The following is a 6,963-nucleotide window of genomic DNA, read 5'->3' as shown; positions in this document are numbered from 1 at the left end:
GCGGATTGATCAGGATCATCGCGCCCGGCCGCAGATCTGGTCTACTGGCTGACGCGGTGTGCATGCCCGCCTGCCGCGAACCAGCTCCCGGAGGCCCGCCATGCAACGCAAAACCTCTCTCTTCGTGCTCGCCGCAGACACCAGCGACGAAACCGTCACCGCCGCCGCCGAGGCGGCGCAGGCCCAGGACGCCTACCTGGCCTGCCTGCTGCTGGATAATCCGCCCGGCAGGCCCTATTTCGTCTCCGGCGCAACTGCCTTTGGCGCGGCTGCAATGCCCGCGGACTGGGTCGACCGCCTCCATGAGGCGCGGCAGGCGGCCGAAACCCGCGCCGGTGAAGTGAACGATCTCCTGACCCGCAGCACCTGCTCCGGCGACGTGCAATATGCGGTCTGCGCCAGCGCCGACATCCGGCTGCTCTGCGCCCAGCGGGCAAAGTCCTGCGATATCGCGCAGTTCGCCGATGGCCTCAGGGACCACGAGGCGGTGTTCCGCGAAGCCCTGCACGGCCTGCTGTTCCAGTCGCCGGTTCCGGTGATCGTGAACGGCGCGCCCTTCGGCAGCTACAGCCGCATCTTCCTGGCCTGGGACAGCAGCCTTGCCGCCTCCCGCGCCGCCCATGCGGCGCTGCCCTATCTGCGCCATGCGCAGGAAGTGGTGATCGGCTGCTTTGAATCCAGCGCCTCCGACCAGCGCGACGGCGAGGACCCGGGCACCGATGCTGCCGCCTGGCTCAGCCACCACGGCTGCAATGTCACCGTCTCGCAATTCCCCAGCGGCGGCCATGACGTCGGCCACGGCATCCAGCAGCGCGCCCGCGAGGCCGGGGCCGGCTTGGTGGTGATGGGTGCCTACGGCCATTCCCGCCTGCGCGAGGCCGTGTTTGGCGGCACCACCCGCACGATGATAGAACAGACCGGGCTGCCGGTGCTGTTCGCCCACTGAGCCCTTGCCAGCGGCCGCCGCCCCGCCCCTTTGCGCCCATAGCTTCAGGAGCCGACCGATGACCAGCCAGGCCCCGTTTGATGCCTACAAGCCCGCCGAGATTGCGGCGCTGGTGGAAAGTGCCGGAACCGCCAAGGCCCGTCTGCCGCTGCCGCAGATGTTCGTTCTGGCCATGCTGGCAGGCGCCTTCATCGGCTTCGGCGCGGCGGCCTATACCATGACCCTCACCGGCGCCGCCCCCGTGACCGGGCCGGTCCGGGTGCTGGGCGGCGCGGTGTTCTCCCTCGGCCTGATCCTGGTGGTGATTGCCGGCGCGGAGCTGTTCACCGGCAACGTGCTGATGGTGATCGCCGCGGTGGACCGCAAGATCCCGCTGCGCCTGCTGCTGCGCAGCTGGGGCGTGGTCTATGCCGGCAACCTGGCCGGCGCCGCCGGGCTGGCCGCCGCCTTTGCCCTCACCGGGCTTTTGGACGGCGCAATGGGGGATACCGCCGCGGCCCTTGCCGGGGCCAAGGCGGACCTGGCGCCGCTCCAGGCCTTCATGCGCGGCGCCCTCTGCAACGCCCTGGTCTGCCTCGCGGTCTGGCTGTCCTTTGCCGCCCGCACCGCGGCCGGCAAGGTCCTGGCCATCCTCTGGCCGATCACCGCCTTCGTGCTCCTGGGTCTCGAGCACTCCATCGCCAACATGTATTTCTTCCCCCAGGCCTGGGGCGCCGGCGCGGGCATCCCCCTTTCCGCGGCAGCCGCCAACCTGTTCTGGGTCACTCTCGGCAACATCGCCGGCGGCGCGGGCGGCGTCGCCCTGGCCTACTGGTTTGCCTTCCTGGGCGGCCGGCCGCAGCCGGTGCAGGGCGGATGCAACCAACCTTCAGCAACTGGAGAGAACCCATGAAACCAATTGTCACCCTCGCCGTTCTTGCAAATGCCCGCACCGCGCGCATCGTCGAAAACCGCGGTCCGGGCAAGGGGTTCACCGCGTCCGCCGGGCATGCCTTGCAGGCGCCGCCAGTGGTGGAGAATGCCGACCGCGCCGGCAGCCATCCGATCAGCGGCGCGCATGGGGCGGCCGCCTTCGAAGCCAGCGATCCCAAGGAGGCCGCCGAGGCAGCCTTTGCGCGCCTGATCGCAAAAGATCTGGAAAAACGGCATGCTGCAGGAGTGTTCGACCAGCTGATCCTGACGGCTGCGCCGCATATGCTGGGCCAGCTGCGGGCCGCCTTGCCGGACGCGCTGAAGGCCAAGGTGATCGGCGAGGCTGACAAGGATCTGACCCATGCCGGGCTGGACGACATCGCCGGCCACCTGAAGGACATCATCGCGGCCTGACCAGTCCGGGAGCCTGACGCTAGCGCGCCGCTGCCCCGTTGCGTCCGGGTGGGCCTGCACGATCAGTATCTGTTTCATCGCCTCAGCTCCGCCCCGCCTTGCCGCCCGGCAGCCGGATTTCCTGCAGCACCGCCAGGTAGCCCGTCAGGTCGGCCAGGGTGACCACCCCCAGCAGCCGGCGCCCCTGCGCCACCAGGAATTTGCGCCGCCCGGTGGCGGAGATCTTCGCCATCAGCTCCGCGGCCGGCATCTCCGGGCCGACCGTGTTGTCCGCATCCGCCGCCACATAGACATCGCCGACACGGGTTGCCGCCCAGTCCGCGCGCGGGGTCCGCGCCAGCAGCCCGGTGTCGGCATAGCCCAGCAGCACATCGCCCAGCACCACCGGCACAAAGCTCTTGCGCTCCGCCAGCATCACCCCGTCCGCCAGCTGCTGCAGGCTGATATCCGGCGCCGCCGAGACCGTCTCGCGGGTCATCAGGACGGCCACCGTCTTGCCCTTGAACGCCGCCGCCTGCAGCTGATGGGCATAGGTGCCCTTGGCCGCGGTCAGCACAAACACCCCGATCAGCACCTGCCACAGCGCGGCCACCGGGTTGCCGGAGAACAGCCCCACAACGCCGAAGGCAATCAGCGCATAGGCCAGGTAGCTGCTGATCCGGGTGGCGGTGGCGGTCGCCTGCAGCAGATCGCGGCTGCGGCTCCACAGGTAGGCCCTCAATATCCGCCCGCCATCCAGCGGAAAGGCCGGCGCCAGGTTGAACACCGCCAGCACCATGTTGATCAGCGCCAGGTAGCCCAGCACGTGGTTCAGCGCCATCTCCGGCGCCAGCCACCCGCCCGCCTGCGCCAGCAGCCAGAAGGCCAAGGCCAGCGCAAAGCTCATCAGCGGGCCGGCAATGGCAATCCAGAACTCGCTGGCGGCGGTCTTCGGCTCCGATCCCAGCTCGGCGACCCCGCCGAAGATGAACAGCGTGATCCCCTTGATCTCAACGCCATACCGGCGGGCCACCACCGAATGGGACATCTCGTGCAGGATCAGCGAGCCGAAGAACCCCAGCATCGCCAGCAGCGCCAGGGTGAAATACACGCTGCCGCTGGCACCGGGATAGACCATCGGGAAGAACTGCGTCGACAGGCTCCAGGTGATTAGCGCGGCAATCAGCGCCCAGCTCGGGTCGATGCGGATGTCAAACCCCTGCAGGGTGGCGATCTTGATGGCGTTTGAAAACATCGGCTCCCCTCCGGCCTGCATTTTAGGGCCAAACCGGCCCGCCCCCTCTTGATCCGGCTCAAGCCCGGAACAGGCTGCCCGCCAGATAGGCCACCGCAGCAGCGCAGGAGCCGATCAGCAGCGTCTCCAGCCCGGATTTCCACCAGGGCGCCAGCGACCAGGCGCTCTTGCTGGCGCCGATGCCGAAAAACACCGCCCCGGTGGCAAGGGCCGCCGTCAGAAACGGATCCGGCAGCCCCAGCATGAAGGGCAAGAGCGGCACGATACCCGCTGCCATGAAGGCGGCAAAGGTCGTCAGCGCCGCCGCCACCGGGTTGGGCTCGGCCGGCGCCAGCCCGTATTCGCTGGTCAGCATCAGCGACACCCATTTCTCCGGCTTGGCGGCAACCGACCGCACCGCCCCTTCCAGCACCTCGCCGCTCAGCCCCAGCTCCTGGAAGATCTGGCGCAGCTCCTCGCGCTCGCCGTCAGGATACTGGCGGATATGGCGTTTCTCCACCTTGTAGAGCCGCCGCCGGTCGTCCAGATCCGCCTTGGTGCCCAGGTAGTTGGCCGCCGCCATGGAAAACCCGTCCGCCAGCACGTTGGCAATGCCCAGGGCGATGATCACGGCTGGCGAGAACCCGGCCCCCTCGACGCCCGCGGCAATCGCAAAGGTGGTGACCGCGCCGTCAATGCCGCCGTAGACCGCGTCCCGCAGCCGCCCGGTGCCGTTGCTGCCGGCCAGGCGGCGCGCGATTTCTTCCTTGCTGTGCCCGTGGTCGCCCTTCATGCCCGCAGCATGGACCGGCACATCCGCCGCCGCATTGAGGGAGGTCAAGCCGCCACGGCTGCCCGCCCCTGGCGGCGGCGCCCGGCAAGGTAGCGCAGGGTTTTCAGCGCCTCCGGCACCAGCAGGATCGGCAGCACCAGCAGCGCGATCAGCCCCCAGTGCTCCGCCTGCAGCGGCACCGTGTGCAGCAGCACCTGCAGCGGCGGCCAGTACACCGCCGCCGCCTGCGCCCCGATGGTCACCGCCAGCGCCGCCAGCAGCAGCGGATTGCTGAAGAACCCGATCCGCCAGCACGGCAGATGCAGCGAGCGGAAGGCAAAGACGCTGGCCTTCTCAAAGACCACCATCGCGGTAAAGGCGGCGGTGCGGGCCAGATCCTCGTTGCCGTCCAGCAGATGCAGGAACAGCCACAGGCTGGCGAGCCCGGTATAAAGCCCCAGCGCCAGAATGGTCAGCAGCCCGCCCTGCCCCACGATCGGCGTGTCTTTCCGGCGCGGCGGATGCTCCATCTGGTCCGGCTCGCCCTTCTCCAGCCCCAGCGCCACCGCCGTCACCCCGTCCGTGACCAGGTTCATCCACAGGATCTGGGTGGCCAGGAATATCAGCGGCCCGCCGATCAGGATGTTGATCAGCAGCGCAATCACCTCGCCCGCGTTGGAGGACAGCAGGTAGCGCACGAATTTGCGCACATTGGTGAACTGCCGCCGCCCCTCGCCGATGGCCCGCACGATGGTGGCGAAATTATCGTCCAGCAGCACCAGGTCGGAGGCATCCTTGGCCACATCCGTGCCCCGCACCCCCATCGAGACGCCGATGTCGGCCTGTTTCAGGGCCGGCGCATCGTTCACCCCGTCGCCGGTCATCGCCACGATCTGATGCTGCCCCTGCAGGGCGGAGACGATCCGCATCTTGTGGGCGGGCCTTGTGCGGGCAAACAGCACATCCTGCTGCAAGAGCTGGTCCAGCTCCGCATCCTCCAGCGCCTCCAGCGCGTCGCCGGTCAGGGTCTTTCCGGCAGGCAGGCCCAGCTGGGCGGCAATCGCCTCAGCGGTCAGCGGGCTGTCGCCGGTGATCATGATCACCCGGATGCCCGCCGACCGGGCCGCGCCGATTGCGGCCCGCACCTCCGGCCGCGGCGGGTCGATCAGCCCGGCCAGCCCGAGGAAGGTCATATCCTGCTCGCGGATCTCTCCGCCCTGCGCTGCCCCGGCTGCCAGGCCGATCACCCGCAGCCCCTCCGCGGCCATCGCCTCATAGGCTTCGGTGATGGCTGCCGCTTCCTCCGCACCCAGCTTCCGCGGGCCGTCCTGGGTCAGCACCTCTGTGCAGATGCCCAGAACCTGCTCCGGCGCGCCCTTGGTCAGAACCTTTTCGCCGCTGCTGCCCCGCACCAGCACGCTCATCCGCTTGCGCTCGCTGCTGAACGGGATTTCCGCCGCCACCGCATCCGGCGGCGGCAGTTCCGCCCAGCCCTTGTAGCCGAGGGTGACCAGCGCGCCCTCGGTCGGGGCGCCGGTCATCTGCCAGTGGCCGCCCTCGCGGTGCAGGCTGGCATGGGTGCAGGTCAGCCCCGCTTCCAGCAGCTCTGCCAGCACCGCATCCTCCCGCGCGCCGGTGACCGCCCCCTCCCAGGCAATATGGCCGGCCGGGTCATAGCCGGTGCCGGTGACCTGATAGCTGCGGTCCAGCGTCCAGACCCGGGTCACGGTCATCTTGTTCTCGGTCAGGGTGCCGGTCTTGTCGGTGCAGATCACCGAGGCCGCACCCAGCGTTTCCACCGCCTGCAGGCGGCGCGCCAGCGCCTTCTGGCGCACCATCGCCGCCGCCCCCAGCGCCAGGGTGATGGTGACCACCGCGGGCAGCCCCTCCGGCACCATCGCCACCGACAGCGACAGGCCGGTCATGAACATCTCCGCCGCGTCCCGCCCCATGTAAAGCCCCAGCGCCAGGATCGCGGAGGCGATGGCCAGCGCCGCAAACCCCAGCTGCCGCGCCAGGCGGCCCAGCTGCACCTGCAGATTGGTCTTCTTCAGCCCCACCGCCCCGGTCAGCGCCGCGATCTCCCCGAAGGCGGTGCGCGCGCCGGTCGCCGTGACCACCGCCAGCGCCCGCCCCGCCGCCACCACCGTGCCGGCAAACACCTCCGCGGCGTCTGTGCCGGGCGCCTTGTCCACCGGAACCGATTCCCCGGTCAGCGCGCTTTCATCCAGCCGCAGCCCGGCAGCTTCCTCCAGATGCGCATCGGCGGGCACCCGCGCGCCCGCCTCCAGGATGATCAGATCGCCCGGCACCAGTTCGCGCGCCTCAATCACCTGCTCGCGCCCGTCCCGCACCGCCAGCGCCTGCGGCGACAGCATGCTGCGCAGGCTTTCCAGCGCGGTCTCCGCCCGCCATTCCTGCACAAAGCCCAGGATCCCGTTCAGCCCAATCACCAGCCCGATCGCCAGCGTGTCGGCATATTCGCCCAGCGTGAAGGCGATGATCCCGGCGGCAATCAGGATCAGCACCAGAAAATTGCTGAACTGGCGCAGGAACACTTTCAGCGGCCCGGTGCGCCGGCCCCGCGGCAGCTCGTTCCAGCCAAACGTCCGCCGCGCCGCCTCAGCCTGCTGCCGCGTCAGCCCGCAAAGCGGCCCGCCGCCGCGCTCCTCAACAGGCTCTCCCATGCTCCGACCTCCGCTGACC

At 69.4% G+C, this 6,963-nt stretch carries 6 protein-coding genes; 3 read left to right on the top strand and 3 right to left on the bottom strand.

Features of this window, described 5'->3' with window-relative positions:
- Positions 1-100: 100 nt before the first annotated feature.
- From KUW17_RS22990 to KUW17_RS22980, 3 genes are read left to right on the top strand one after another with little or no spacing between them, the layout of a single operon-like run.
- Positions 101-946 carry a universal stress protein gene (locus tag KUW17_RS22990; RefSeq protein ID WP_222482627.1) on the top strand — a complete coding sequence of 282 codons (846 nt, stop codon included), beginning with the start codon at positions 101-103 and terminating at the stop codon, positions 944-946.
- A 58-nt stretch (positions 947-1,004) separates the two neighbouring features.
- On the top strand, positions 1,005-1,838 hold the full coding sequence (locus KUW17_RS22985) for a formate/nitrite transporter family protein (RefSeq protein WP_222482626.1): 834 nt from the start codon (positions 1,005-1,007) through the stop codon (positions 1,836-1,838).
- The gene (locus tag KUW17_RS22980; protein ID WP_222482625.1) at positions 1,835-2,272 is read left to right on the top strand and encodes a host attachment protein; all 438 of its coding nucleotides are present in this window, start codon (positions 1,835-1,837) and stop codon (positions 2,270-2,272) included. The genes KUW17_RS22985 and KUW17_RS22980 overlap by 4 nt, the downstream gene beginning before the upstream one ends.
- An 82-nt stretch (positions 2,273-2,354) precedes the next feature.
- Here KUW17_RS22980 and KUW17_RS22975 read toward each other — a convergent pair whose 3' ends face one another.
- From KUW17_RS22975 to KUW17_RS22965, 3 genes are read right to left on the bottom strand one after another with little or no spacing between them, the layout of a single operon-like run.
- Positions 2,355-3,506: a site-2 protease family protein gene (locus KUW17_RS22975; protein WP_222482624.1), complete on the bottom strand. Its 1,152-nt coding sequence runs from the start codon at positions 3,504-3,506 to the stop codon at positions 2,355-2,357.
- A gap of 58 nt (positions 3,507-3,564) precedes the next feature.
- Positions 3,565-4,278 carry a VIT1/CCC1 transporter family protein gene (locus KUW17_RS22970; protein ID WP_222482628.1) on the bottom strand — a complete coding sequence of 238 codons (714 nt, stop codon included), beginning with the start codon at positions 4,276-4,278 and terminating at the stop codon, positions 3,565-3,567.
- A gap of 44 nt (positions 4,279-4,322) precedes the next feature.
- A complete protein-coding gene (locus tag KUW17_RS22965; RefSeq protein WP_222482623.1) occupies positions 4,323-6,944 on the bottom strand; it encodes a cation-translocating P-type ATPase in 2,622 nt (873 codons plus the stop codon).
- Positions 6,945-6,963: the final 19 nt, after the last annotated feature.

It is taken from the genome of Leisingera aquaemixtae, from assembly GCF_019801145.1.
Lineage (GTDB): Bacteria > Pseudomonadota > Alphaproteobacteria > Rhodobacterales > Rhodobacteraceae > Leisingera > Leisingera aquaemixtae_A.
Note: the sequence above shows the minus strand (reverse complement) of the source record. Positions and strands in the feature narration are given on the sequence as shown.

Excerpts from the sequence above, each read along its gene's own strand:
- KUW17_RS22990 (WP_222482627.1), top strand. The coding sequence starts at position 101 with ATGCAACGCAAAACCTCTCTCTTCGTGCTCGCCGCAGACACCAGCGAC.
- KUW17_RS22985 (WP_222482626.1), top strand. The coding sequence starts at position 1,005 with ATGACCAGCCAGGCCCCGTTTGATGCCTACAAGCCCGCCGAGATTGCG.
- KUW17_RS22980 (WP_222482625.1), top strand. The coding sequence starts at position 1,835 with ATGAAACCAATTGTCACCCTCGCCGTTCTTGCAAATGCCCGCACCGCG.
- KUW17_RS22975 (WP_222482624.1), bottom strand. The coding sequence starts at position 3,506 with ATGTTTTCAAACGCCATCAAGATCGCCACCCTGCAGGGGTTTGACATC.
- KUW17_RS22970 (WP_222482628.1), bottom strand. The coding sequence starts at position 4,278 with ATGAAGGGCGACCACGGGCACAGCAAGGAAGAAATCGCGCGCCGCCTG.
- KUW17_RS22965 (WP_222482623.1), bottom strand. The coding sequence starts at position 6,944 with ATGGGAGAGCCTGTTGAGGAGCGCGGCGGCGGGCCGCTTTGCGGGCTG.